Source organism: Microcoleus sp. AR_TQ3_B6, assembly GCF_036702785.1.
Classification (GTDB): Bacteria; Cyanobacteriota; Cyanobacteriia; order Cyanobacteriales; family Microcoleaceae; genus Microcoleus.
The window spans coordinates 16,342-39,207 of the sequence record NZ_JAUBVJ010000074.1 but is presented as its reverse complement, the minus strand read 5'-3'; the positions used below and the strand labels follow the sequence as shown (position 1 = coordinate 39,207).

Sequence of the window (22,866 nt, the reverse complement as noted above, 5' to 3'; positions counted from 1 at the left end):
ACATTTTCATCTTTAGCCCAACTTTAACATATTTGGGGCTAGTTTTATTACTTATTTATTCACTTTCAACACTTCTGCTTTTCAGCCATTTCAGCAGGACTATAACCACAAAGTAATCCACGCAGATGTGTTTTTTCTGCCTCTGTGAGTCCCCGTCTCATGTGAGGCGCAAACTCTCGCTTGGCAACGGCTAAGTCTTTGTATAACTTTTGCAGAGCCCAATTAGTTGCGGCTTCGGCAAATAAGTCTTCGGATGAATCTGGAGTGCGTACCATCATTACCACACGATCGAGTCCCTAACAGATAATCCTAACAAACTTCCTAACCTTTGTTTGGAAGCGACCAGCTATGGGAGTGCAAAGCTATAGATGTACTGATTCAAAAGTCTAAAAGATATGACGAAACAGCAATCCAACTACCAACAACTGTCTCTTTGCATAGACAAGCCTATCTCTACCTTGATCAAAGACCTCAAGGTGTCTCGCCATCCCGTCGTCATGGATGCTACCAACAAACTTGAAGAAGCCCTAGGCCTCTTGCAATATATTCAGGATGCTGGAGTCGTCAAATCGACGAAAACAAAAACAGCTATTTACGAACTCCTGACCAAGGTTTAACGAAACTCGCGTTATCTAGTGGGGTGTGCATCTTGCTAGCCCCACTCTATACAGGACTTATGCAGGCACACTATATATAGTGTTCCTGCATAAATACGAACGCTAATAATTGATCCAAGCTATTTGCCCGCAATTACCAACTTTTCCTATTTCATTAAAGCAGCGCCGCGGTTGTAAAGTTCGCGCGCGTAATCAGTCCAAGTTCCCTGTCCCCAATAGCGGAAACAGCTTGTTTGTAGCAGCAAGTTGTAAAGCAAAGCTTGCTGGTATTCAAACTGCTTGGTAACGGTCCCATCTTGCTGGACCAGCGGATCGTATTTTTTGTGAAATGCAGCGCTGAGTAGATTCATCGGTTCCAAGACATTTTCGTAGCCTTTCACCCAACTCAAATCATTAGTCCAAGAAGCACCATCCATGTGAAAATTATGGTCTGTTTGCTTGAGTTGGGCGATCGCACTTTCCACTTTTTCCGGCGTCGCACTATCAGGATCGACTAGGTGCCAGATTTTGTGCTGGTTAATCCCCTGACAAATCGGATAATCATCCGGATTAACCCCCGCCGCTTCAATTATCTCCAAATATTCAGTGCCGTTTAAACCAACAACACCGGATTTTCCGCCGCCTTGTTCGCGGTTTTCGTGCCAAGCTTTGACAAAGGCGCTGGGAAATTCATTCATCATGACGCCGCCATTTTCGCCGTCGGCAATTTGAGTAACTAAAGAAGGAACTGTGACCTTGCCAATTTGCTGTTTATTGCGTCCTTTGGCTTCGTAATAAGGCTGCATTTGACCGACCAATTTCGTATCTGAACCTTGGGTTTTAATCAAAGCCGTGATGCTGATTGTTTCGCCGCTAGAATTGCGGGCTACTAAACGGTTGGGAATATATTTTTGGTCTTGCGACAATCCCGAACCGTCGGGATTTTCTACTGAATGTTCCTGCACCATCAGCCAGCGATAGCCGCATTCTTTCAAAGCTTTGATGTATTCGTAAAGTGTATCTGGGTGATTGGGAAAGTGCATTTCTGGGGGCGAAAAACCCTTGACGCGCTTGAGGGCATCTATGCCAAAAATGGCGGCAAAATGATGTTGCCATGCTTGAATCTGAAGTTTGATGTCGGGAATGGGAGTTGAGGGAATGACGGCGTGACTCCACATTGTCCCCAGCCATTCTACGTGAGGTTGATATTGAGGATCGCAAGTAATTCGCTTGAGATTGTCGAAGATATCGTCGCGTCCCATTTGGCGCAATCCCCACAATAAATTGCCCGAATAGTCGAGCATAATTCGCGGGTTGCAGCCTTCGGCAATCAGTTGGGGGATGAATTCTCCCATGCGGGAATAGCACCAAGCAAAGACTCCGGCGTTGTGATTGTCTCCTTGGTTGGGATGTTCAAACATATGCTGGAGATTGCTGATTAGTTCGCCGTTTGCACCTGCTGGAATTGTGGGTTGGTGCATGTGGAGGGCGCAGGCAAATCCGGCTTGAATGTTTTCGAGGCGCAGATTTGTGGTAGGTAGAAAGACTGGTTCGTTGCTATTGGCTGCGGCATTAATTTCTGCTTCGGAGCCGCAAATATTGGGCAATCCTGAGTTGATTTCTTGTAAAATCGGTAAATTGGGAGATTGTGCGATCGCAGGCATAAATTTTTCTCAAGAATTGTGGAGGAACCGTGTCTGCTATTGCTAAGATAGCTAGATAATTTAACAGTAGCAGATGATGTCGGCAAAAGATAAATTTCACATAATATCAAATCCGTTAACATCGGAATTATTATCTCTCTCTTCTCTTTCTCTGTGTCCTCTGTGCCCTCTGTGGTTTAATCATTCCGATCTAACCGGAATTGATATAAGTCCCGGACGGCGGAAGCTGCCAATCCCGGGTAAAATGTTTAACACATTTCACGTGAATAGGCGAGGTAAATTATGAATTACGAAATCAAGGTTTTGGAACCAACGGATTTGTGGTATATCCAAAATAACATCAATCCTGAAACCAATAAGTTTTACCATCCCACTAAGAATATTCCGTTTGTTCAGCAAGTAGAAATTAATTTGAACAATTCGGGAGTGATTATTCAAAAAGGCGCGCTGCATTGGTGTATGGGAAAATTGACTTTCGGTGTTTATAAAACGGATAACCGTTTGAAAGATATGTGGGTATCTTTGACAACGGAAATGGACTACAACGCTCCCGTATATCAAGGGACTGGTACGGTGAAACTGGAACCGAGACAAAAAGGGCATTTCCTGCATTATACGCCGATCGAGCTTTTGGATGCCCAGCAGTGGGAATTTGATGACCAAGAATTTCAAAGGTGGTACCCGCCACGTGATTTATCCGTGGAATCAATCCCAAATCGACAATCGAAAATCCTCAAGCCCCCGCATTTATCCGTGGGGGTCAATCTAAAATCTAAAATCTCAAATCTAAAATCGATTGACGGTATATTTCAGTTTTGTTCTGACAATGTAGTTATCGGTGCTAAAAAACTGAAATTCCGACAAGTAGCTGGTTCTACTGACGGTAGGTGGAGAATTGCTGTTAAAGCTTTGCGCGAGCAAAAAGCTACAGTTGTAGCAGCTACAAGTTCACCGGCTAAGATTGTCGAACTCAAACAAGGTGAAATTTTGATAGCTGATTGCGATTTAGTAAAAGGATTTACTAAGGGGATTGAAGAAGATTATCGAAAATTAGGTCATTTTGGCAAAGGCGGCGGAGAGGGTTATGTTTGGTTTTACGAGGGGAAAGGTAAATTATTAGTATGTGAAAATGATGCTATGGGTTTGGGTTGAGTTGTTTCATTTTTAAAGTAGAGGTTGCTGGAGCAGAGCGCGGAATTTTATTGGGCAAATATACTAAAAAAATTACGCGAAACTATAGACGCTAGCATAAAAAATCTGGCAAGATTATTTTCAAGGTGCAGTTGGATCGAACTGAGATTTCACACCTCTACTTGGCGGATATTTTATGAATGTAACAAAACTGCTTCTACAGCAGGCGGCGCTTAATGTGTTGGTTGCTTTAACAATGGTTCAACCTGGATTGGCAGCGATGCTCGCTGATTCATCATCGGGGGAACCCAATTTGCTGCCACAGGTACTCGCATACGAGCCGCCCCCGCGCGGTGCACCGGGCGATCGCACCGACGCAGGCAGCCGCGATTATCCTCACAACTTTTTAGCTTTGATTCCGGCTACAAATTTAGGGTTGACAGCGATCGCACATCCAACTTTTTGGCTGTACTTGCCGGCTTCATTGCCCGATGATATTCCCTTTGAGTTTGTGCTGCGGGACGAACAGCAAGAGGTAGTTTTCCGAACAATTTTTGAGCTAGAAAAAGCAGCGGGAATTGTGAGTTTTCCCTTGCCGCAAAATTCCCCTCCTCTGGAAACTGGCAAGAAGTATCAGTGGTGCTTTTTCTGCGGGAATATCTCCCGCCAGGGGTGGGTTGAGCGGGTGGCAATGAAACCAGAAATTTTGGCTCAGCTAGAAACAGCATCTCTAAGGGAGCGCGTTTTTCTGCTTGCTAAACAGGGTTTGTGGTACGAAACTCTCACAGAATTAGTTGCACTGAGCGGCAAACTGTTGAGCCAATTACAGACAGCTACTTTAGAGGAGAGGCTGCTAATTTATGCTGAAAATGACTTGCGGTATGAAGCGCTAGCAGAGCTATCTGGATTTGAGAAAATATCTTCTCTGGCGACTTTGGAGGCTGACTGGGAGGCTTTATTGCAGCATCCGTTTGTGCGCTTGCACGGGATAGTTTCACCACCGTAACACGCCAGATGCCTGTTCCATAAAGAGTAAGTTTTTTTGTGGTCTTTTTCTTAGCCCGCCCATCAGGAACAGGCAAGATGCCTGTTCCACAAAAATTAAGTCAACTAAGCGATGAAATACCCGATCTTAAGCGTCTACAATACTTTCAATACAGAGCCGATCGCCCGTTGGTCATTTGATAAAGCAGGCCACTTGGCGAGCGATCGCCCCGAACTCCCTCCGGCACGCCTAATTGACAGCGTTTGCCGTGCTGTGGAACCATTAGAAAACGGGTCGCAGGAAAGCCTGCTGCTAACTGGAGGTTGTGTTACTTTCCCAGCTATTCCTTTACTGGATGTAGGCAAAGAAGACTTTTCTATTTGTGCGTGGATTCGCACGGGTGATTTCGGTACTGTTGTGATTATCGATAAGCGAATTGAAAATTCTGGCCCTATGCTGGGCTGGTGTTTCTTTCTTTGTAACGGCAAAATTAACCTTCAAATAGCGGCGGATCACAGCAGTTGGCTAAACTATTATGACAACCGCCGAGAAGAAGATCTTCCGTTTTTCCCTGTTGTCAGCGACAATCAATGGCATCACGTTGCAGTTACTGTCGATCGCGATCGAGTGGATGGAGGGCGCTGGTATCTCGATGGCAAGGAAGTAAGTTGGCAGTTCAACCCAACAAAACAACAGGGTTCCCTCAGCAATAGCATTCCCCTAACTATTGGCAGGCGATCGGACGATTTCGGGGGCATTTTTCGAGGTAATATTGGGGATATTCGGCTCTACAAACAGGCGCTGTCAGCAGCAGAGGTACTGTCCATCTACCGAGGGATTCAATCTCCTGTTAGTAATCAAATTGTTGTTTCAGATGTCGTGCCGAAAAATTATGCACAGAGTACGACGCCACGACAACAATACTTGGAAAGATACTCACAGGCGATCGAATACTATCAGCAGTCATCAAATATTCATAGAGGCACTGGTAACTACTACGGAGAAGCAAACTCTCTCAATAATCTAGGCAATATTTACAGTTTGCTGGGGGAATATTTGCCAGCAATTGATTGTTACCACCAGTCGATAAATATTCAGCGAGACATTGGCAACCGTAGTGGGGAAGCTGATTCTCTAAACGCTTTAGGCAATATTTACGATGCTTTGGGGGAATATTTGCGAGCAATTGAGTGCCACCAGCAATGCCTAAATATTCAGCTAGAAATCGGCAACCGTCCCGGACAAGCTACTTCATGGAGGAATTTGGGGAGTGCATATCATGCCCTGGGTGAATATCAGCGGGCGATTGAGTGCCAGCAGCAGTCTCTAGATATGGCGCGAAAAGTCACCTCTATGTATAGAGAAGTGAAATCCTTGAATGCTTTGGGCCGTACATACATTGCCCTAGGGCAAAATCAACAGGCGATCGAATACTCTCAAGAGTCCCTGATTCTGGCGCAGAAAATGAAGGACCGCTATGCGGAAGCTAATTCCTTGGTGACTCTGGGCAATGCTTACAGTAATTTGGGGAATTATTTGCGGGCGATCGAATACTACCAGAAATCCTTAGATATTCAGCAGGAAATGGGCGATCGCTCTGGACAAGCGACTTCCTGGCGAAATTTGGGCAATGCTTACCGCTGTTTGGGGCAGTACCAGCGGGCGATCGAATACAGCCAGCAGAGTTTACAAATCGCGCGATCGATCGGCGAAAGGGCGTCAGAAGGCGCAATTCTCAACAATTTAGGACTGGCTTTCTTTGACTCTGGACAGTTTACAGAAGCTGAAACAGTCCTCCGCAATGCGATTCAAATTTGGGAATCGCTTCGAGGAAGATTGGGCAAAAACGATAACTTTAAAGTATCTATTTTTGAAACCCAAGCAGCAACTTACCGCCACCTGGAAAAAGCCCTGATCGCCCAGTCAAAAACAGAACAGGCCCTGGAAATGTCGGAGCGCGGACGGGCGCCGGCTTTTGTGGAGTTACTGACTGCTCGGTTATTTGCTAATTCAGATGCGATACCCAATATTAAGCCGCCTACGATCGAGCAAATTAAACAAATTGCTAAAGCACAAAATGCAACTTTTGTCGAATATTCGATTTCTTTTTTAGAAGAACTTTTTATTTGGGTAATTCAGCCGACGGGCGAAATTGCATTTCGCCAAGTTGACCTCAACTATCAACATACTCCGCTCAAAGACTTGGTTTCCGACTCTCGCGAGGCGATCGGCATCAGGAATCGCGACTTCAATCCCACCCTAAAAATTGACCCAGGCGATTTAGTTAAACTCCACGACGATGCCCCTAATTGGGAACCTTGGCAAGTCATATCTGTTGATGAAACACACAGCATTCTCTCGCTCTGGCAATCCTCTTGGCCCGCAGGGTTGACTATTCCCCGACCTGTAATTGATGTAACAGCCAAAGTGCAATCGAGTCGCACCAATCACCCGCGCTTGCAAAAACTCCATCAACTGTTAATCGAACCGATTGCCGATTTGTTGCCAGCCGATCCACAAGCCAGGATTATCTTTATTCCTCAAGGCGAACTGTTTTTCGTTCCCTTTCCGGCCTTGCAAGATGGTGCGGGGAAATTCTTAATTGAAAAACATACTATTCTGACCGCTCCTTCGATTCAAATTCTGGAATTAACCAGCCAAAAACGACAAGAGATTTCTGATGGGGCTGGGGACATTCTAGTAGTAGGAAATCCGACTATGCCCGAAGTTGTTCTAGTACCGGGAAAACCCCCGCAGCAGTTATCTGCTTTGCCGCATTCAGAAACCGAAGCTAACGCGATCGCCCAATTGTTCCCAACTCAAGCCCTGACTGGCAATTCGGCTACCAAAGCTGCTGTAATTCAGCGCTTGCCAAACGCCCGCATCGTCCATTTTGCCACCCACGGATTGCTCGATAACCTTCGCGGGCTCGGCAGCGCGATCGCCCTTGCACCCGATCGCACCGATAGCGGTTTGCTGACTGCTGAGGAAATTTTGAACCTGCACTTTAACGCGGATTTGGTAGTTTTGAGCGCGTGCAATACCGGCATGGGGCGGATTACCGGCGACGGCGTTATCGGTTTGTCTCGCGCTTTAATTTCGGCTGGTACGCCCAGTGTCATTGTGTCGTTGTGGGCGGTGCCGGATGCTCCTACAGCCGATTTGATGGTGAAATTTTATCAAAATCTCGATCGAACGGGCAACAAAGCTCAAGCCCTGCGAAACGCCATGCTGGAGACAATGCAGCAGCATCCAAATCCCAGAGATTGGGCGGCTTTCACGCTCATCGGCGAAACATGATTGGTTAAATTTTGTAAACAATTGCCAAAACTGCGAAAAAATTAGTCTTTTAGCTGAAATCTGCACAGAAAGTCGATCGCGCCAGGAGCGATAAGTCATGTGTCGATTTAATTTCTTCAAAAAAGTCACGCCTGCGATTTAAATCGGGGCAACTACGGGGGGATTGCCCCTACTGCACAAACTTTAGTCCACTCCTAGCGGACTAAACAATAAAGACTGTTTTCATACACTTGCTCGCTTTCCTAACTTTGCACCATTAACAATAAATTCAAAAATTATGACAATATCTGCCGATCGAAAAGCCAAAATTCTGGTTGTAGAGGACGACGACCCTATCCGCACTCTCATCTACCGCTTTCTCAATCAAACATATCAAGTACAATTTGCCGCCGACGGCCAAACAGCTCTCGAAATTTTTGAAGAATTCAACCCAGTCCTCGTGATTTTGGATTGGAATTTGCCCGATACTACTGGCTATAAACTTTGCCAAGAAATGCAGAAGCGCACTAATGTTTTAGTCGCGATTCTCAGCAGCCGCACCGCCCAAGAAGATCGAATTAAAATCATGAAAGCAGGTGCCGATGATTTTATGTGCAAACCGTTCAGTCTTGAAGAATTGGCAGTTAGAGTAGAAGTCTTGTTGAGGCGGGCGAGAGCCGTCAATCCGCCTAAGCTTGCCTTCGGTCAATTAGCGATCGATTTAGTAAGTAGGGAGGTGAGATTGAAGGAGCAAATTCTAAGGCTCACAGCCTTAGAATTTGAAATATTGTGTTTTTTGGCAACTCATTCAGATAAAGCTTGGACCCGCCAACAGCTAATCGAAAAAGTTTGGGGGTGGAAATCCAATTATGCAGCAGAAGAGCGAGTGGTGGACGTGCATATCGGCCAAATTCGCAGGAAAATGGCTAAAGTTGATGCCGCTGTTCCGAATTTTATTCAAACTGTTCGGGGATACGGTTACACTTTCGCTCCGATCGCTCGCAGGGACAGAGTAGTTAGTAATTGAACAATCATCATAATTATGACCAAGAATTTATTGATGGTACCCGCCACGTGATTTATCCGTGGAATCAATCCCAAATCGATTTTCGAAAATCCTCAAGAAAGAGCATTTATCTCGCGCAAGTCAATCTAAAATCTCAAATCTCAAATCTCAAATCGATTGACTGGTTCCTAGGTAGAGCGCGCGAACCAGTTAATGCGCTATTGTCCCACCCCCTACTCCCCTTTTTAAAGCGAGTAGGGGTTGAGTAGGGGGCAAGCTAACGGCCCATCTACGGGGAAAGAAAACACGCCCTATAAGGGAGCGAGGGGCTAATCAAAAGACAGCATACTTACTCGATTTTCTCAAGTGTGAACCACGAACAAAAGAGCCAAAAATTATGACGATATCTACCGAGCAAAATTCCAAAATTCTGGTTGTAGAGAATGACCAAGAATTTCGTGATGGTACCCGCCACGTGATTTATCCGTGGAATCAATCCCAAATCGATTTTCGAAAATCCTCAAGAAAGAGCATTTATCTCGCGCAAGTCAATCTAAAATCTAAAATCTCAAATCTAAAATCGATTGACGCCCCCGGCCGTAATTTCATCGACGGCTATCTGAATCAGACATCTCAAGTACAATCTGCTGCAGACGGAAAAACAGCTTTAGAAATCTTTGAGGAATTCACCCCAGTCCTCGTAATCTTAGATGGGAATTTGCCCGATAATATCGGCGTTAAACTTTGCGAAGAAATGCAGAAACGGCAGAATGTTTTTTTAGTCTGGATTTTCAGCAGCGGTACAGGCGAAGAAGAGCGAATTAAAATCATAAAAGCAGGTGTTGATGATTTTATCGGCAAACCGTTCAGTTTTGAGGACTTGGCAGTTAGAATAGAAATCTTGTTGAGAGAGATAAAAACCGTCACTCCGCGCCATCTTGTCTTCGGTGAACTAGGGATCGATTTAATGAGTAGGGAGGTGACATTAAAAGAGAAAAATTTAGCTTTGACAGCCTTAGAATTTCAACTCTTGTATTTTTTGGCAACTTATCCAGGTAAAGCCTGGAGCCGCCAACAGCTAACCGAAAAAGTTTGGGGATGGAAATGCAATGACCCACGAGACGAGCAAGTGGTTGACGTGTATATCCGTCTGATTCGCAGGAAAATGGCTAAAGTCGATTCGGCTGTTCCGAATTTTATTCAAACTACTCACAGATACGGTTACACTTTCGCTCCTAGCGCTCGCAATAACAAGGTAGTTTCTAAGGATCGCGAATTAAATAACTTACAATTTTAATTGTTATTGTGGGATGGGCGTCCCGCCCGTCTTTTTTGGACGGGCGGGACGCCCATCCCACTTTCAAGAGTGGAAGTTATTTAATTCTCATTCCTAATTGAATAGTCTGGGGAGGGTGAAGCATTTGGGCATAAAATCAAAGGTGGGAAACATGAATTGTCGCCCAAATGCTCCACCTCTACATCTCTCGAACGGCTGGAGATTATTTGTTGGCGATGTCATCTAACGATTGCCAATTGATATTGTCATTTCGGCCGAAAAGTAAAAACGATCGCAATTAAACCCGCTTCTACCATTGCCAAAGCTGAGGGTACCAAAGGCACCCACCAGCCCCCGATTAGCAAAAACCAGCAAACCCCGCACAAAATCCCCCCAGATGCGATCGCCCCCGACACCACGTGCAGCCTGCGTCGGCTGACAATCGCGATCGCGCTACCAACTGCTGCCCAACCCACAATCCACAGTTTTTGGACCCATTCAGGAGCAATTTGCAGCAGCGGGCGCCCATCCAAAACAGCGCTGATAATTTGACTCGACATTTGCGCTTGAATTAATACCCCCGGCATTTTCTGGGAAGGTGATTCTCCCGCACTGTAAGGCGTCAAAAAATAATCTGGATTGGAAATCGGCGCCGTCACGCCAATAAAGATAATTCGGTCTTTTATCAAATTTGGTTTGACTTTTCCTTCTAACAGTTCTGCCAGCATGACTCGGCGAACAAAATTTTTGGGTTGTCGGTAATTGAGCATCATTTGAAAACCGCGATCGTCCAAGTTTTGATAAGCGCCTGTACTGCCGTGAATCGGTGCAAAAACTGCATTGCCCAGCCCGATCTTATCTCTGGGAAGAGATTCCGGTTTGATGCCTTTTGCTGCTAGGTAATGGAGGGCAGCCCTCGCGCTCAAAGAGTGCTCTGTAGTACAAGGATCGCTGCTGTGCGGCTGCATAAACAGCAAGTGGCGGCGGAGAATGCCGTCGGCATCTGCCACCACATCGCTGAACCCGAGGCGCTCTTTTGGCAGTGCGGGCGGCGGTTTGATGCCGGATTTGTTGGGTTTGCCGGTTTCTTTGACGCTGCACAAACCAATTAAATTTCGATCGCCCTGAAAGCGAACGGCTAATGCTGCATAACCGGGTTGTAAAGGGCGATCGCGGAAGATATCCAGGGCGATCGTTTGCGCCCCATACTGTGCCAATTTTTCCACTGCTTTTGCGATCGTCGCATCCGGCAGCGGAAAGCCGTATTTGTTGATATCCGTTTCCGTCGCCTCCACCACCAGCAAACGCGAGTCTGAGCTTTCAGCAGGACGCAGCCGCATCAGTTGGTCAAAAGCTTGCAATTCCCATATCTGGAGCAAGCCCAGCGATCGCGCTCCCATGACAGAAACCGCAGCAGTTGCGATCGCCAACAGCCCGATCTGAAAGCGGCGCAGCCGAGATAAAGATAGCGGATTGCTGACAGTTTCCGGCTCGGCTTTGTGCAGCAACTCTTGCCAAGTTGGCGGCTGGGATGCCGGATGTTGACAAATTATCGGCAGCCAATCCGCGCCGGGAATTTCTGACTCTAATTCTGCCAATCTTTGCCTCGCGAGGCGCACTGCCACATACAAAGGTTCCCCACTACAAAAATAGGCGAGAAAATACTTTAAAAAATCTTGGGCAACTCGATCGCACACCGGTTCCCGCATGACGATCGTTTGCGGGATGCCCAAATCTTCAAGCTGTCGCGCTATCCCCAATCCGTCGCAGGAATTCAAAATGGCTAACTGCAAGCCGCTCCAAACCGCTAGCCTGAAACCGTGCTTCAGTTCTTCTACTGTTAAACTCTCAGTTTGATTAATATAAAATTTACCCAATTGACCGTCGCTGCCGCTGGAACTGTGTCCGGCAAAAAATAAGATATCCCAGCTTTTTTCCCAAAGGTGAGCGCCGATTTGGCGGCGACTTGGTTCTACTAAAAAAGTAACTTCTGCATCGGGCAATGCTGCAAGTATAATTCTATCTTGCTCTATATCAATTTTTTGACTGTTCCCCAAAATTGCTAAAATTTTTACGCTGCCTTTAGCCTGGTTTTTGTTGGCGATAGCCTGTTTTTTATAAGTGGCAGGGCTCAAAGCAATTTCGGCTTTCGGGTAGCGCTCAAAAATATCCCAACAGTACCAAGGCAGCCGCCGCAAATCGATCTCGTCAGTTTTGATTAAAAATCGAATCGTGTCCGACGGCATTAATTGTTCGAGCAATGTTTCTTTGAGTTCGCGAAACGGTTCGGAGTTGAGCCAGCTATTGATTTGCTGGCTTAACTGTTCCCGCAACAAGCGGCATTTGGCCAACTGTTCCGCACGAGAACCCATAATGCTAATTTCGATCGGCTTAATGCGGAAATCTCCCAAACTGCGGTAAGTTGACTGCCAGCGATTGTAGTGTGCCGCTATTTCTGGTTTCGGAGGCAGGAAGCCTTGGATTTCCACTGCAGGCCGGTCTCCTTCCGCGCCGATTTCCAGAGACACTCGCACCCCTTTTATCAAGTTATCATCTAGCTTCAAAACAACTAATTTCGGCATGGCTAACAACTGATAAGCCCAGGCGCATCTAAATTTTACAGTCACGGCGCGATTAAATTCTTGTGGGCTGGGCATCCTGCCGGCCCCAGTTCAATTTCCATGCTGAACAACTTATGGCAAGCGAGCCGCTTTAGGCGGCAAAATTCTCCGCAATACACAGTTCTTTCAGTTTTACCACAACGCTGAAACATTCTCCGCGATCGGCGGCAAATTCTAGAGTCATGTAGCCGTTACCGCTGCCGGCGCAAGCTTCCATGACAGTTTTTCCCTCGCCGTCGATGACTTTCAGAGTCAGATCGATCGGCAAGCTGTCTGCCCCGCCGGCGGGATGCACCTGTACTTTAATATTAGTTTCAGTATCGGTTGTTGGTGCGATCGCCACCAGCAAAGCTACCGATCGGGCTGGTTCTCTTACACCCCTCCATAAATTAGGTTTTTCCTGAAAACAGTCAATGGTTGCTGATGATTGTTCCGAGATATCTGTTGTCAGATTGATTATCTTGCCCCGCACGACTGCGCTGCTGTAACGAAAAGCTAAATAAGGTTCTTGTGGCACTAAAATATCTTCTACCGACTGCCAACCAGCCTCAAAAATATTGTGCAGCCACTGGCGCAGTTGGACTGTTTTTCTGCTGCGTTCGAGACAATCCAAATGTTGAAGAAATTTGTCAAAACTTTGCAAATTTTCAATCGCTAAATCCCCAGCCATTGCAGTTTTCATAAATCCCAACAAAGTAGCTTCTTGTCGCTTTATATCGATTTTAACTGCTACTAAACCAATGCGATCGTCCGGTATTTCCAGCGGAATGTAACAAAACTTGCCAGACTTCAGAGGTCGGCATTCCAAATGACCTAGTTGAGTTAATTTCAAGTCTGCTGCATCGGTGTAAAGGCGCATAGCCGCGTTCCAACTGTCGCTGGCATTCAAGTCTGTGGGAATGTCCATCATGTCCATGTAATCTTTCACTGCACATACAGCTAAAGTGTTGAAATAAACTTGCTCTTTTTTTTCCGGGGATGTCACTCCGTCAAGATTTGAAAACTTCTGTGCCAGCCGCAGGGCTGCGGCGGTAATGGGCAGGGGAATAGATTTTTCTCTGATATTTTCAAGGTGGCTATTCATCGCAATTTTCCTCTGTGAAATATGGTTTGATGATAGAAATTATGATTCGGTGGACTGACGGTGGATAATCGCTGTCAACAGTCAACAGTCAACAGTCAACAGTCAACAGTCAACTATTCCAGATATCCTTGATTTTTGGCAAAATTTCGCAAGCGGGGCAGACATTCTCTTTTATAAAAATTGGGGGCGGTTGAGGGCGGCAAGTTAAATTCAAGAGCAATGTTTTTCCAGGGAGTCTCCGGGGGAAGACGCCTCAGAATTAAGATTTGGCAAGTGACATCGGGGCGTTCTTTGATGTGAACGCTTCTCAATTCCCCCTCCGGATCGGCCCGCACCCATTTTTTTGTCTCTTCTAGGATGGCTAGCGGACTGTCAGAATAAGTCGGCGGGTTTTCGATATTATCGATCGGGTTAATTTCTGCTGAGTCTTCTAAAATCAATGGTAAAATACGTCTAACTTCTTCCTGCGTTCGTTCGAGAGTAAAGTCTTTCAGCCGCATCTTGAGATATTTGTCCAGCCAAGTAATGACGCTGCCCAGATTGGGATCGTAAGGTTTGTTTGCGGTGTTCGCTTCGCAAACATTGCGACAAAAATACACCCAAGTTTGCTGTAAAGCATCGTTGTAATGAGGCGTGTCTTCTTGCCAAAGTTTGCCGGATTTTACAATCAGCCTCACTATCTCGCTGAGTTTTTCCCGCCGCATCAAGCTTTTGGGCGGATGCGAACAGGCTTCAGCAACTAGCTGTCGGAGTTGTTGGTTTAAATTGTTTTCCTTATCGTAGGTGTCGGGCATCGGCGAGCGCCTCCTTAAGAGTCTCTGGATGAATGCTGGACACGGCATTTACTGGTTTAAATTCCAAGATAGAATCCCTGATTTGATTAGTCGTGGACGCATTTCAAGGTAATTGTGTCATTGGCAAGTGAAACGAAGAATCTCAAACCCTTGTAACACCGCCCTTGAATGCGTAAGTCCTGTTGATGTTAGGCTGCCGAACAGGTGATCTGTTCCAATCAGTTATCAGCATCGTGCGAGAAAATTTCGCGCAAATTAGGCAAAAATTTTTAAAATATTTAGTTGACAAATGCCAGCAAATGGGGTATTAAATCGATTTGAGATTGAATCCACGGATACGTCCTCTGCCTCCTCTGCGGTTTAAATAATTCAGATCCAAGCGGAAACGATATCACCCATCGCCCTCAGATGCCCCAACATCCGCTAGTTGCGCGTATCTCCCTGTATTCCCAATGGCCTACTTGCTTATTTGGCGAGAAATCATATACTTTGTCATGTTAAGAAAATATCTTTTTGATTCATCCAGGAGCGAGAAAAAAAAATGTACATTGTACAAATTGCCTCGGAGTGCGCCCCAGTCATCAAAGCAGGGGGTTTGGGTGACGTAGTTTACGGATTGAGTCGGGAGTTACAGAATTCCGGCCACTGTGTCGAGATTATTCTACCCAAGTACGACTGCATGAGGTACGACCACATTTGGGGACTTCACGAGGCCTACCGGGATCTGGCTGTGCCCTGGTATGGCGGCGAAATCCTCTGTGATGTCTTGTGCGGCTGGGTGCACGGGCAGTTGTGTTTTTTCATCGAACCTCGCTCTGTTGATAACTTTTTTAATCGCGGCTGTTATTACGGCTGCAATGACGACAATATGCGGTTTGCATTTTTCAGCAAAGCCGCTTTGGAATTTTTGCTAAGAAGCAACAAGCGTCCCGAGGTGATTCACTGTCACGATTGGCAAACTGGTTTGGTTCCAGTCATGCTGTTTGAAATTTACAAATACAATTGGATGGAAAATCAGCGAGTCTGCTATACCATTCACAATTTCAAACATCAAGGCATGGGAGGAATTGATATTTTGCGAGCAACGGGTTTGAATCGAGAGGATTATTATTTTGAGTACGCTCGCCTGCGAGATAATTTTAACCCTTTTGCTCTCAACTTTATGAAAGGCGGTATTGTTTACTCAAACTTTGTCACCACGGTTTCGCCGCACCACGCTTGGGAAGCTCACCACGGCGAGTTTGGCTACGGTTTGGGTCACACTTTGCACTTATATCAAAATAAGTTTCGCGGGGTGCTCAACGGCATTGATTACGATGTGTGGAATCCCGAGACAGATCGCTATCTTCCGGCTCATTACACTCAGGATGATTTGGCAGGAAAAGCCAAAACTAAAAAAGCTTTGCGCGAGCGGCTGTTACTGCGCGATGCTGACAAGCCTATTATTACCTTTATCGGTCGTTTGGACGACCAAAAAGGCGTTCATCTCGTCCACCATGCAATTTATTACTCTCTGAGTAAGGGAGCGCAATTCGTGCTTTTGGGTTCCGCGACGGAAGCGGGAATTAACGCGCATTTTCACCACGAGAAACAGTTTTTAAATGATAATCCAGACTGCCATTTAGAACTAGGTTTTAATGAGGAACTGTCGCACTTAATTTACGCGGGTGGCGATATCATTGTGGTGCCCAGCAATTACGAACCCTGCGGGCTGACTCAGATGATCGGGTTGAGGTACGGGACTGTTCCTGTGGTGCGGGGAGTTGGCGGTTTGGTGAATACTGTGTTCGATCGAGATTACGACACCCGCCACCTCCCGGAAGAACGCAACGGTTACGTGTTTTTCCAAAGCGACTACCGCGCTTTAGAGTCGGCCCTCGAGCGCGCGATCGGATTGTGGTATGACTATCATGATGAATTTGAAAAACTCATGATTCAAGGCATGAATTGCGATAATTCGTGGAAATATCCAGCTAAAGACTATGTGGAAATTTACGAGCTAATTCGACATAAATAATCAGTAGGGGCGGCTTTTCCCAGAGATATTTCCTCTACCTTTAGGAATAGATAAACCCGCCCTTATCTAACCAGACAGAGATAATGTTTTGAGTAAAAAGGCGGGGGTGGAAAGTACGAATGCAGATTGTAGGGTTTCCTTGCCTGTCGTTCTCAAGTGCGATCGCCGAAGATCGGAGTATAGAAATTAAACGGCTGGTTTTGACCCGCCCTTACACAAAATGAACTCACAACTAGAACAACAAGTAACGATTCTGCAAGACCAAACACCAGCCGCCGGAGCTTCAGCAAACCCAACAGTTGAAACTCATGTATTCGCCTCAGAATTTGCAACAGAGGAAAAAGTCAGAGTGGAAGAATTTAAGATTAGCGGCGACAGTATAATTGGTAAAGTTAAAGAACTAATTCAGCAAGGAAAACTCCGCCGCCTCGTCATCAAAAACTCGCAAGGGCGGACTTTGGCAGACATTCCGCTGATGGCGGGATTAGTAGGCGGCGTTGCAGGCTCGGTAGTCTTTCCAATTGCTGCTGTACTTGCTACAGTTGGGGCAGTTGCGGCTCATTTGACTGTAGCCATCGAGCGCAAAGAATAGTAGTTTGGTTTGTCTAAAGCGAGGAAAGCGAAGCAATCTCAGAGTCGGGGATTGCTTCGCTTTCGCTTTTTATGTATTAAAGATAATTGCGATCGCCACCTTATATATAAGCCTGTGCTAAACTGATGTCAAAATTTTAGACAACAATCGCCATGTCAAGTCAACCCAGAGAATACGACGCCGTGCTTGGGTCTAACAATACAGCAGCACCTACAGATGCTGTTTTAGGCGGAATAGAAGGAGTCAAGCGCCGACTTGCCACTGGAGACATTGAATCTAGAATCATTGCTCTTTCTCAAGCATTAAATTATGGAGAAGTGGGTTTAGATGTAGTTATTCAAGCGCTTCAAGATCGATCCAAACAAATCCAATGGTCTGCTTATGGGTTACTTGCTCGAAAAACCGAAACCAAAGTAGAACAAGCACTCCAATCTTTTTCATTAATTTCTGAGGCGGGAATAGATTACAGCTCGTTACAATATTTACTGGCAAGTCAAGAATTGGAAAAAGCAGACGAACAAACTCGCAAGCTGGTGCTGCAAGCTGCTAATCGAGCTGACAACTGGTTGAGAAAGGAAGATATTCCATCTTTAGCTTGTGAAGATTTATTTATTATCGATCGACTTTGGACAATATACAGTCAGGGTCGTTTTGGCTTTAGCGTACAAAAACGCATTTGGGAAAGTTTGGGTGCGAAAAAATCGGATAGAAGCAGAGGCGAAGAGTTTAGCGATCGCGTAGGATGGCACGAGCAAAAAACTGAAACCGATAGCTACTACGATTCTGGCAAACTATATACAATCAAAAGACGCGAGGATATTCCTTGCGGCTGGAATGCTCCTGAAGGAAATTTACCCAGTATTTGTGAGTTTGGTGGAGGTGAGCTGTTGTCGTGGTATGACCCCCCCGATACTGAATCTACTATGGGTTTTTACTGGACTGGCGGCTATAGAAATAAATGGTCAAATGACTCGTTTTTTGGGGCAGACATGGTTGCTTGTGTTCTCAAACGCATCCAAGCTTGTCCGGAAATTCCTTAAGCCATAACTAATTAGTTTACTGGAGGCAGAGCCTCCTGACATTTATTCCCAGGCAGAGCCTGGGAACGAGTCCAACGAGTCCACAAGTCCCATACTCTCGTTACCAGGCTCTGCCTGGTAACGCAGATCCAGAGGCTCTGCCTCGCTGTTTGTTTCTAGTTTCTCGTCTCAGTTTACCGGAGGCAGAGCCTCCTGGTATTCATTCCCAGGCAGAGCCAGGGAAGGAGAGGAACATAATTTAATTCGATGCTTTCGCCGCAGGCTGGTCTAAATAATTGTAGACAATCCGCGAAATCCGACGCACAAAATCTCTGACAATCGGGTCATTGTAAGGACGTTTGACAAAGATTGCCGCTAAATAACGCTTCCCATTCGGCATATCAATAATTCCAGCATCGCCAACTACAAAGCCGATATCTCCGGTTTTGTCAGCAATAACTGCACCGGCACCCAAACCCGAAGGAAGCAGCGTTCTAGTTGTTGTACGCCGCAATAATTCTAAAGCCTGTTCTCGACTCGATTCAGAAACTAATTTATCGCGAGACAGCATCGCCAGCAACTTTACCATATCCACAGAACTTGTGGTATTTGTTCCTTGAAAATCGCCGAGCCAATTGCGAATTCTCGTATCAGTTAATCCCCAACTGCGAAAACGCTCGTTGAGTTTAGCAATTCCCCCCAAACGTTCAATAATCATGTTGGTGGCTGTATTGTCGCTGATGGTAATCATTTTATCTACAGTTTCTCTGATGCTAAACCGAGTGCCATCTGGTCTGTCTTGCATGGTTCCAGAACCGCTGGCTACTAAGTCTGACTTCATCACTAATGTTTCGTCGAGGCTCACTTTGCCGGCGTCTACATCTTGATAAAATGCAATCAGAATTGGTAATTTGATGGTACTCGCGGCCGGAAATACTCGATCGCCCTTGATATCCAAATAGTTTCCTGTATCTAAATCCAGAAAAAACATTCCGGCGCTGAGGGATCTATACTGTTCGATCGCACTTTCGATTTGAGGCTTAATTGCGCTCATTTCGTAACCTGTTCGCATCTCCAAATCCGCGGCATAATTTCTCGGAGTTGCGGAAGAAACAGTTAGGGGAACTTGACCGGGTTTTTGTTCTATCTGGGTAATAGCTGTTGGTTGCAAAACTTCGTTGCCCGCTATTTCCTCGGGATTCGGCAACTGAAACGACCAGCGAGTGGAAGATTCTCTAATGACTCGGACTTTTTGGGGGTCTAACTTATAACCGGGAGTTAATTGTATCACTAACCTGGTAGTTTCGGTGTCAAACTGCCCGACTCTAATTTGTTGAATAGCTGAGTTGTAACTTTGAGGAGTTTCGGGATATTCCAAGACTATGCCCGGTAAATCAATTACTAAGCGGGTGGGATTGGCGATTAGTTGGACGGACGGCTGAACTCCTGAATCTGTTGTTAAATTGAGTTGGTTTTCGCTGGCATCGAAGTGCCAAGATGTTAGTGTATCAGCTTTTGCAGGCAGGGCGACCGACAAAACACTAATTAAAGCAGGCAACAGCCATCGCAGTTTTGGAGTCATGTTTGAAGAGAAAGAGTTTAACGGCGGCAACGAGAAAGCGGCGGTAAGAGTGTTCTCAACCGCTTTCGAGGCGAACCACATAGCATCATACAGTCAACTTTGGCTCGCAGCCGTAATTTTTATTATTTTCTTTGAGAATATTTGATTGTCGGGGCTGATATCAAATCCGGTGCTATTACCCCTTTTTCTTCCAGTCTCGCCCAGGCGCACGAAAGTGTGTGTAGCAGTGAATTCTCTTCGCCGAATTCTTGTTGGATCTGCGCTAATTATATTCGTCTTAGATGAATTAAAGTTGTGCGCTCTCCCGATTTCTAGCATCTTCGAGCGAGTCGATCGCGGCTTTGAGAAACACTTTTCCTTTCGCAACCAATCGGCGATCGCTCAAAGGATCGTAAGCTTCCCAATTACCGCTTACTTCGCGATCGCGCCACAAAAACCAGCAGCGGTAGATTTCCCCGCTATCTATATCATCGCACAAAGCCAGCCAATCATCCCCCGTGAGATCGCTGGCATCTAATGCTACCAATTCAACCCACGCAAGTGCAGTACAAGCATCGATCGCCTCAGCATCAACCAAGTCAGATTTTGTCGCGGTAGCTGTAGGTGAGTAAAGTTTAGATTTCATAATTTCTTCTTAATTAAATGAATGAATTTGACTATTTATGGAACGGGCTAGGTAATGCAACTGACCCAATTCCCTCTTGATTAATTTCTGCCCCATCAAATTTCGCAGTAGCTGATGCTTCTGTTAAATTATTAAGTGTATTAATTGTGGAAATCGCGGCGGTTCCTAAAGCTGCCATTGCCAGTCTGTGTAAGATTTTGCTCATTTTGCTGCTCCTTTTTTGCTTGGTGTATCTACTCTAAAAAGTTAAGCGGTCTTTAGCGGGGGAGATTGGGGAGTTAAGAAAAATTTGTACTCCTAATATATCTTCAACAGTTGAAGCCGTTATCCGGAAAGAGTTTGAGGAGTCGATCGCCCAAAAAATCTCTGGTCGTAAAATTTCTTAAATTCCGGCTGGCTGACTATCTCCCTTAAAATCGCCTAAAATAGGAACTTAAGGCGTTAAACTTCCTAGATTCCTTTCCCTTTCAGTGCAAGCGAAGTGCTTAAGTCAAAACGCGATCGCGGTCGCATTCTCACTGCCTCTGGCTTAAAGAAACTTAACGAGGCGCTCCAAGAATGGTCTGACCGACATAACATTAGAGGTACTCTGACTGAAATCGAGGCTGAGTCTGGCGTCGGTGCCGATACAGTCAGCAAAATTAAGCAGGGTAGAGAAGGTGCGGATTTGAGTAAAATTCGGCAGTTGTTCGCGGCTTTTGAGATGACTCTGGCGACTAGCGACCACCGATCGGCTAAACTTGAGGAATCCGAAAATTTTGACGAGCCCGAAAATTTGCCGGCTGCGGGGGAAACAGGCAGCAGCAGAATTGTTAAAATATTTGTCAGTTATCGCAGCGCAGAACCCGATCGGGAGTTGGGAAAACAGTTAGAAACGGCCTTAAGCGCGATCGGTCATACAGTTTTCACAGCAGAAAATAACATTAGATTGGGAGATAATTGGTTCGATCGAATTAATTTCTTCCTCCAAGAATGCGATTATTTGCTGCTACTGTTGCCGCCAACGGGAAACCAAAGCGAACTGCTAACATATCAAGTTCAGCAAGCAAAAGAACTACAAGACTCCCGCCCTGACAGAAAACCAATAATTCTCCCCATCCGCGTCGGCTTTCCCATGAACGCGCCTCTAAATCACGACTTGCGGGGCTATCTGTACCGCATCAAACAGAGGGAATGGAAAACCACCGCCGACACTCCAATTATTATCGAAGAAGTTCTGAATTTACTCGCAGAAAAACCCGCACCAGTCACAGAACAAACGGAAGATTTAACACAAAAACAGCTATTAGAAATTAGCAGCGACGAAATACCTCTACCCGCCGCCGAACCGGAATTACCGGGAGGACAAGTCGATGTCGCTTCTCAATTTTATGTAGAACGCCCGCCCATCGAAGAACGCTGCTATCAAACTATTGTGCAGCCCAGCGCCTTAATTAGAATCAAAGCGCCGAGACAAATGGGCAAAACTTCCTTGATGGCAAGAATTTTGGATCGCGGAGCCCGTCAAGGTTATTGCACCGTGCCGCTAACTTTTCAGTTAGTAGATAAAGGGGTATTTGCCAACTTAGATAAATTCTTAAAGTGGTTTTGCGCTTACGTCGGCCGCGAGTTGCACTTACCCAATCAATTAGACGATTATTGGGACGAGATTTTTGGCAGCAAAGTCAACTGCAAAGATTACTTTGAAAAATACATTTTACCGCAAATCGACAGTCCTTTAATTTTAGGATTAGACGAGATCGATCGCGTTTTCCAATATCCCGACATTGCCGAAGACTTTTTAGGACTGCTGCGGGCGTGGCACGAAGAATCGAAGCGGCGCGACATCTGGAAAAAACTGCGATTAATTGTAGTTCACTCCACCGAAGTTTACATCCCAATGAACATCAATCAATCGCCTTTCAACGTCGGACTGCCCGTAGATTTGCCCGAATTCAACTCTCAGCAAATACAAGATTTAGCAGCGCGCCATAATTTGAATTGGTCCGAGGCAGAAGTTGAAAAATTGACAGCAATTGTCGGCGGACATCCGTATTTAGTGCGAGTTGCATTATATCACATTTCGCGATCGGATTTGACCCTGGATGAATTAAAAGAAACTGCGATCGCCGATGCGGGAATTTACAGCGACCATTTGCGCCGCCAACTGTGGAATTTAGAAGAATATCCAGAGTTGGCCCAGGGGATGAGAGAGATTGCAGCGGCAGACTCTCCGGTGCAATTAAAGGCAATGCAGGCATTTAAGTTGGACAGTTTGGGGTTGGTGAAATTGCATGGCAACGAGTGCGTGCCGAGGTGCGAACTGTATCGACAATATTTTCGATCGCACTTGAGCGCGATCGTGTAAAATTTGGTGCGTAAGTGCTGTAAGCAATAATCAGGTGAACGATACCCATGAACCCTATTTTTTTGATAACTTCCGATAATTGGCTAGACTGGATAACCGTGTTTGGTTATCTAGGTTTTACTGCTTTCATTACATGGCGCGTGTTCACCGCAAAGTAGATAGATTATGAAATTACCTTCTACCTCTTCTTCTTCTTTCTTACTTCGCGTCCTAGCGCTTACGCGCGGCTTCGCCTAACGCGCCGAAAG

Annotated in this window: 19 protein-coding genes; 11 read left to right on the top strand and 8 right to left on the bottom strand. The window is 45.8% G+C overall.

Features of this window, described 5'->3' with window-relative positions; all coding sequences use genetic code 11:
• Positions 1-65: 65 nt before the first annotated feature.
• Positions 66-284: a hypothetical protein gene (locus QUB56_RS27385; RefSeq protein WP_332959431.1), complete on the bottom strand. Its 219-nt coding sequence runs from the start codon at positions 282-284 to the stop codon at positions 66-68.
• Positions 285-395: 111 nt separating this feature from the next.
• On the opposite strand from QUB56_RS27385, the gene QUB56_RS27380 reads away from it, so the two are divergent.
• Positions 396-617: a hypothetical protein gene (locus tag QUB56_RS27380; RefSeq protein WP_332959430.1), complete on the top strand. Its 222-nt coding sequence runs from the start codon at positions 396-398 to the stop codon at positions 615-617.
• 146 nt (positions 618-763) lie between these two features.
• On the opposite strand, the gene QUB56_RS27375 is transcribed toward QUB56_RS27380, so the two are convergent.
• Positions 764-2,260 carry a glycosyl hydrolase family 57 gene (locus tag QUB56_RS27375; protein ID WP_332959429.1) on the bottom strand — a complete coding sequence of 499 codons (1,497 nt, stop codon included), beginning with the start codon at positions 2,258-2,260 and terminating at the stop codon, positions 764-766.
• Positions 2,261-2,542: 282 nt separating this feature from the next.
• On the opposite strand from QUB56_RS27375, the gene QUB56_RS27370 reads away from it, so the two are divergent.
• The 5 genes from QUB56_RS27370 to QUB56_RS27350 all read left to right on the top strand — a co-directional run bounded on the left by QUB56_RS27370 (position 2,543) and on the right by QUB56_RS27350 (position 9,958).
• Positions 2,543-3,412, top strand: a complete 870-nt coding sequence (locus QUB56_RS27370) for a hypothetical protein (RefSeq protein ID WP_332959428.1) — start codon at positions 2,543-2,545, stop codon at positions 3,410-3,412.
• Positions 3,413-3,587: 175 nt separating this feature from the next.
• Entirely contained in the window at positions 3,588-4,397 is an 810-nt protein-coding gene (locus tag QUB56_RS27365; protein ID WP_332959427.1) for a DUF928 domain-containing protein, read from the top strand.
• Between the two features lie 111 nt (positions 4,398-4,508).
• On the top strand, positions 4,509-7,676 hold the full coding sequence (locus tag QUB56_RS27360) for a CHAT domain-containing protein (protein WP_332959426.1): 3,168 nt from the start codon (positions 4,509-4,511) through the stop codon (positions 7,674-7,676).
• A gap of 277 nt (positions 7,677-7,953) precedes the next feature.
• Positions 7,954-8,682 (top strand): response regulator transcription factor, encoded by a 729-nt coding sequence (locus QUB56_RS27355; RefSeq protein ID WP_332959425.1) that lies wholly within the window; start codon positions 7,954-7,956, stop codon positions 8,680-8,682.
• A gap of 376 nt (positions 8,683-9,058) precedes the next feature.
• Entirely contained in the window at positions 9,059-9,958 is a 900-nt protein-coding gene (locus QUB56_RS27350; RefSeq protein WP_332959424.1) for a response regulator transcription factor, read from the top strand.
• 245 nt (positions 9,959-10,203) lie between these two features.
• Here the strand turns inward: QUB56_RS27350 and QUB56_RS27345 are convergent, their stop codons facing one another.
• The 3 genes from QUB56_RS27345 to QUB56_RS27335 all read right to left on the bottom strand — a co-directional run bounded on the left by QUB56_RS27345 (position 10,204) and on the right by QUB56_RS27335 (position 14,436).
• Complete coding sequence (locus tag QUB56_RS27345) at positions 10,204-12,594, bottom strand: CHASE2 domain-containing protein (RefSeq protein ID WP_332959423.1); 2,391 nt, start codon at positions 12,592-12,594, stop codon at positions 10,204-10,206.
• 55 nt (positions 12,595-12,649) lie between these two features.
• A complete protein-coding gene (locus QUB56_RS27340) occupies positions 12,650-13,642 on the bottom strand; it encodes a DUF1822 family protein (RefSeq protein WP_332959422.1) in 993 nt (330 codons plus the stop codon).
• Between the two features lie 113 nt (positions 13,643-13,755).
• Positions 13,756-14,436 carry a sigma-70 family RNA polymerase sigma factor gene (locus tag QUB56_RS27335; protein WP_332959421.1) on the bottom strand — a complete coding sequence of 227 codons (681 nt, stop codon included), beginning with the start codon at positions 14,434-14,436 and terminating at the stop codon, positions 13,756-13,758.
• Positions 14,437-14,977: 541 nt separating this feature from the next.
• Between QUB56_RS27335 and glgA the strand changes: the two genes are divergently transcribed.
• The 3 genes from glgA to QUB56_RS27320 all read left to right on the top strand — a co-directional run bounded on the left by glgA (position 14,978) and on the right by QUB56_RS27320 (position 18,085).
• Positions 14,978-16,453 carry a glycogen synthase GlgA gene (gene glgA, locus QUB56_RS27330; RefSeq protein WP_332959420.1) on the top strand — a complete coding sequence of 492 codons (1,476 nt, stop codon included), beginning with the start codon at positions 14,978-14,980 and terminating at the stop codon, positions 16,451-16,453.
• Between the two features lie 220 nt (positions 16,454-16,673).
• Positions 16,674-17,045 (top strand): DUF4342 domain-containing protein, encoded by a 372-nt coding sequence (locus QUB56_RS27325; protein ID WP_332959419.1) that lies wholly within the window; start codon positions 16,674-16,676, stop codon positions 17,043-17,045.
• Positions 17,046-17,197: 152 nt separating this feature from the next.
• Complete coding sequence (locus QUB56_RS27320; protein ID WP_332959418.1) at positions 17,198-18,085, top strand: GUN4 domain-containing protein; 888 nt, start codon at positions 17,198-17,200, stop codon at positions 18,083-18,085.
• Positions 18,086-18,323: 238 nt separating this feature from the next.
• Here the strand turns inward: QUB56_RS27320 and QUB56_RS27315 are convergent, their stop codons facing one another.
• Positions 18,324-19,646, bottom strand: a complete 1,323-nt coding sequence (locus tag QUB56_RS27315; protein WP_332959417.1) for a serine hydrolase — start codon at positions 19,644-19,646, stop codon at positions 18,324-18,326.
• On the opposite strand from QUB56_RS27315, the gene QUB56_RS27310 reads away from it, so the two are divergent.
• Positions 19,645-19,791, top strand: a complete 147-nt coding sequence (locus QUB56_RS27310; RefSeq protein WP_332959416.1) for a hypothetical protein — start codon at positions 19,645-19,647, stop codon at positions 19,789-19,791. The genes QUB56_RS27315 and QUB56_RS27310 overlap by 2 nt on opposite strands.
• Before the next feature lie 141 nt (positions 19,792-19,932).
• Here QUB56_RS27310 and QUB56_RS27305 read toward each other — a convergent pair whose 3' ends face one another.
• Both QUB56_RS27305 and QUB56_RS27300 read right to left on the bottom strand, forming a co-directional pair.
• Positions 19,933-20,271, bottom strand: a complete 339-nt coding sequence (locus tag QUB56_RS27305) for a hypothetical protein (protein WP_332959415.1) — start codon at positions 20,269-20,271, stop codon at positions 19,933-19,935.
• Between the two features lie 31 nt (positions 20,272-20,302).
• A complete protein-coding gene (locus QUB56_RS27300; RefSeq protein WP_332959414.1) occupies positions 20,303-20,476 on the bottom strand; it encodes a hypothetical protein in 174 nt (57 codons plus the stop codon).
• 276 nt (positions 20,477-20,752) lie between these two features.
• On the opposite strand from QUB56_RS27300, the gene QUB56_RS27295 reads away from it, so the two are divergent.
• Complete coding sequence (locus tag QUB56_RS27295; protein ID WP_332959413.1) at positions 20,753-22,618, top strand: AAA-like domain-containing protein; 1,866 nt, start codon at positions 20,753-20,755, stop codon at positions 22,616-22,618.
• Positions 22,619-22,866 lie beyond the last annotated feature (248 nt).

Bases quoted from the DNA above. Each gene is read 5' to 3' on its own strand.
- QUB56_RS27380 (WP_332959430.1), top strand. From the start codon at position 396: ATGACGAAACAGCAATCCAACTACCAACAACTGTCTCTTTGCATAGAC.
- QUB56_RS27375 (WP_332959429.1), bottom strand. From the start codon at position 2,260: ATGCCTGCGATCGCACAATCTCCCAATTTACCGATTTTACAAGAAATC.
- QUB56_RS27370 (WP_332959428.1), top strand. From the start codon at position 2,543: ATGAATTACGAAATCAAGGTTTTGGAACCAACGGATTTGTGGTATATC.
- QUB56_RS27365 (WP_332959427.1), top strand. From the start codon at position 3,588: ATGAATGTAACAAAACTGCTTCTACAGCAGGCGGCGCTTAATGTGTTG.
- QUB56_RS27360 (WP_332959426.1), top strand. From the start codon at position 4,509: ATGAAATACCCGATCTTAAGCGTCTACAATACTTTCAATACAGAGCCG.
- QUB56_RS27355 (WP_332959425.1), top strand. From the start codon at position 7,954: ATGACAATATCTGCCGATCGAAAAGCCAAAATTCTGGTTGTAGAGGAC.
- QUB56_RS27350 (WP_332959424.1), top strand. From the start codon at position 9,059: ATGACGATATCTACCGAGCAAAATTCCAAAATTCTGGTTGTAGAGAAT.
- QUB56_RS27345 (WP_332959423.1), bottom strand. From the start codon at position 12,594: ATGCCCAGCCCACAAGAATTTAATCGCGCCGTGACTGTAAAATTTAGA.
- QUB56_RS27340 (WP_332959422.1), bottom strand. From the start codon at position 13,642: ATGAATAGCCACCTTGAAAATATCAGAGAAAAATCTATTCCCCTGCCC.
- QUB56_RS27335 (WP_332959421.1), bottom strand. From the start codon at position 14,436: ATGCCCGACACCTACGATAAGGAAAACAATTTAAACCAACAACTCCGA.
- glgA (WP_332959420.1), top strand. From the start codon at position 14,978: ATGTACATTGTACAAATTGCCTCGGAGTGCGCCCCAGTCATCAAAGCA.
- QUB56_RS27325 (WP_332959419.1), top strand. From the start codon at position 16,674: ATGAACTCACAACTAGAACAACAAGTAACGATTCTGCAAGACCAAACA.
- QUB56_RS27320 (WP_332959418.1), top strand. From the start codon at position 17,198: ATGTCAAGTCAACCCAGAGAATACGACGCCGTGCTTGGGTCTAACAAT.
- QUB56_RS27310 (WP_332959416.1), top strand. From the start codon at position 19,645: ATGTTTGAAGAGAAAGAGTTTAACGGCGGCAACGAGAAAGCGGCGGTA.
- QUB56_RS27315 (WP_332959417.1), bottom strand. From the start codon at position 19,646: ATGACTCCAAAACTGCGATGGCTGTTGCCTGCTTTAATTAGTGTTTTG.
- QUB56_RS27305 (WP_332959415.1), bottom strand. From the start codon at position 20,271: ATGAAATCTAAACTTTACTCACCTACAGCTACCGCGACAAAATCTGAC.
- QUB56_RS27300 (WP_332959414.1), bottom strand. From the start codon at position 20,476: ATGAGCAAAATCTTACACAGACTGGCAATGGCAGCTTTAGGAACCGCC.